Here is a 2,468-nt window from a genome sequence, read left to right as displayed (position 1 = left end):
GGGCGCGCGAACCCGATGAAGTCCGCCGGGATCAGCTTCGTGCCCTGGTGGATCAACTGGTAGTACGCGTGCTGCCCATTGGTGCCCGGGGTGCCCCAGACGACCGGACCGGTCTGCCACTCCACCGGCGCCCCGTCACGCTGCACCGACTTGCCGTTGGACTCCATGTCCAACTGCTGCAAGTACGCGGTGAACTTCGACAGATAGTGGCTGTACGGCAGGACCGCCAGCGACTGCGCGTCGAAGAAGTTGTTGTACCAGATCCCCAACAGACCCATCAGCAAAGGCGCGTTGGCCTCCGCCGGAGCGGTGCGGAAGTGCTCGTCGACGATCCGGAAGCCGTCCAGCAGCTCCCGGAACCGGTCCGGGCCGATCGCGATCATCAGCGACAGACCGATCGCCGAGTCGAAGGAGTACCGCCCGCCGACCCAGTCCCAGAACTCGAACATGTTGTCCACGTCGATCCCGAACCCGGACACCTTCTCGGCATTCGTGGACAGCGCCACGAAGTGCCGCGCGACGGCCTTCTCGTCACCGAGGGACTCCAGGAGCCACTGGCGGGCGGAAGTCGCGTTGGTGATCGTCTCGATCGTCGTGAACGTCTTCGACGCCACGATGAACAGCGTCTCCGCCGGGTCCAGGTCCCGGATCGCCTCGTGCAGGTCGGCGCCGTCCACGTTGGACACGAACCGCACGGTCAGATCGCGGTCGGTGAACGCGCGCAGCGCCTCGTAGGCCATGGCCGGACCGAGGTCCGAGCCGCCGATGCCGATGTTCACGACGTTCTTGATCCGCCTGCCGGTGTGGCCGGTCCACTCACCGGAACGGACGCGGTCGGCGAAGGCAGCCATCTTGTCGAGGACGGCGTGCACGCCGGGGACGACGTTCTCGCCGTCCACCTCGATCACCGCCTCACGCGGGGCACGCAGCGCGGTGTGCAGCACCGCGCGGTCCTCGGTCACGTTGATCCGGTCACCGCGGAACATCGCGTCCCGCAGCCCGAACACGCCGGTGGCGGTGGCGAGTTCCTGGAGCAGGGCGAGCGTCTCGTCCGTCACCAGGTTCTTGCTGTAGTCGATGTGCAGGTCGCCCACCCGGACGACGTACCGCTCGGCGCGGGACGGGTCCGTCGCGAACAGCTCGCGCAGGTGCGGCTGGGGCGTGGCACGGTGGTCGGCGAGCGCCGTCCACTCGGGCCTGCGGGTGAGCTTGGGGGTGTCTGACGGTGCGTCGGACATGTCAGGAGTTCTCCTTGGTGGCCTCGCCCTTGAGGGCGATGGCGTACATCTCGTCTGCGTCGAGGCGGCGCAGTTCCTCGGCGATCAGCTCCGAGGTCGGGCGGACCTTCAGCGCCAGGGTGCGCGGCGGCTGGCCCGGCAGGGTCAGCGTGGCCAGCGGGCCCTCGGGCCGGTCGATCACGATCTCGCCCTCGGCGGTGCCGAGCCGTACGGCGGTGACGACCGGGCCGCCGCTGACGACGCGGTCCACCTTCACGTTCAGGCGGGCCTCCAGCCAGCGCGCGAGCAGCTCGGCGCTGGGGTTGTCGGCCTCCGCCTCGACGGCGGCCGAGGTCACCTTGACCCGCGCCTGGTCGAGCGCGGCGGCGAGCATCGAGCGCCACGGGGTCAGCCGGGTCCAGGCGAGGTCGGTGTCGCCGGGGGCGTAGGTGCGGGCACGGGTGTCCAGCACCTCCAGGGGCCGGTCGACCGCGTACAGGTCGGTGATCCGGCGCTGGGCGAGCGCGCCCAGGGAGTCCTTGGAGGGCGCCTCGGGAGCCTCCACCGGCCACCAGACGACCACGGGGGCGTCGGGGAGCAGCAGGGGCAGCACGACGGACCCGGCGTGCTCGGAGACCTCGCCGTAGGTGCGCAGCACGACGGTCTCGCCGGCACCGGCCTCGGAGCCGACGCGGACCTCGGCGTCGAGCCGGGAGTTGGTCCGGTCGCGCAGGGTGCGCGGGTGGCGCTTGATGACGACCAGGGTGCGCGAGGGGTGCTCGTGCGAGGCTTCCTCGGCTGCCTTGATCGCGTCGTAGGCGTTCTCCTCGTCCGTGACGATGACCATCGTCAGGACCATGCCCACCGCCGGGGTGCCGATCGCTCGGCGGCCCTCCACCAGCGCCTTGTTGATCTTGCTTGCCGTGGTGTCGGTCAGGTCGATCTTCATGGCCTGCGCCAGCTCCGTCCGTCTCGTGCGAGCATCTCGTCGGCTTCTCGCGGTCCCCAGCTGCCGGAGTCGTACTGCGCCGGCTTGCCGTGGGTGTCCCAGTACTCCTCGATCGGGTCGAGGATCTTCCAGGACTCTTCCACTTCCTGGGTACGGGGGAACAGGTTGGCGTCGCCGAGGAGTACGTCCAGGATGAGCCGCTCGTACGCCTCGGGGCTGGACTCGGTGAAGGACTCGCCGTAGGCGAAGTCCATCGACACGTCCCGGATCTCCATGGAGGTGCCGGGCACCTTGGAGCCGAA

The 2,468-nt window shown here is 69.5% G+C and carries 2 protein-coding genes and 1 pseudogene; all 3 read right to left on the bottom strand.

Going from position 1 to position 2,468, the window contains the following annotated elements:
• On the bottom strand, positions 1 to 1,238 hold a 1,238-nt coding region (gene pgi, locus GTW40_RS00635; RefSeq protein ID WP_161178168.1), incomplete at its 3' end, for a glucose-6-phosphate isomerase.
• A 1-nt stretch (position 1,239) separates the two neighbouring features.
• The gene (gene opcA / locus GTW40_RS00630; protein ID WP_161178167.1) at positions 1,240 to 2,166 is read right to left on the bottom strand and encodes a glucose-6-phosphate dehydrogenase assembly protein OpcA; all 927 of its coding nucleotides are present in this window, start codon (positions 2,164 to 2,166) and stop codon (positions 1,240 to 1,242) included.
• Positions 2,163 to 2,468: pseudogene (locus tag GTW40_RS00625) on the bottom strand (glucose-6-phosphate dehydrogenase); the annotation flags it as partial. The pseudogene GTW40_RS00625 and the gene opcA, both read right to left, overlap by 4 nt.

Source organism: Streptomyces sp. SID4985, assembly GCF_009863025.1.
Classification (GTDB): Bacteria; Actinomycetota; Actinomycetes; order Streptomycetales; family Streptomycetaceae; genus Streptomyces.
Note: the sequence above shows the minus strand (reverse complement) of the source record. Positions and strands in the feature narration are given on the sequence as shown.

Coding starts and splice junctions, on each gene's coding strand:
- opcA (WP_161178167.1), bottom strand. CDS start 2,166: ATGAAGATCGACCTGACCGACACCACGGCAAGCAAGATCAACAAGGCG.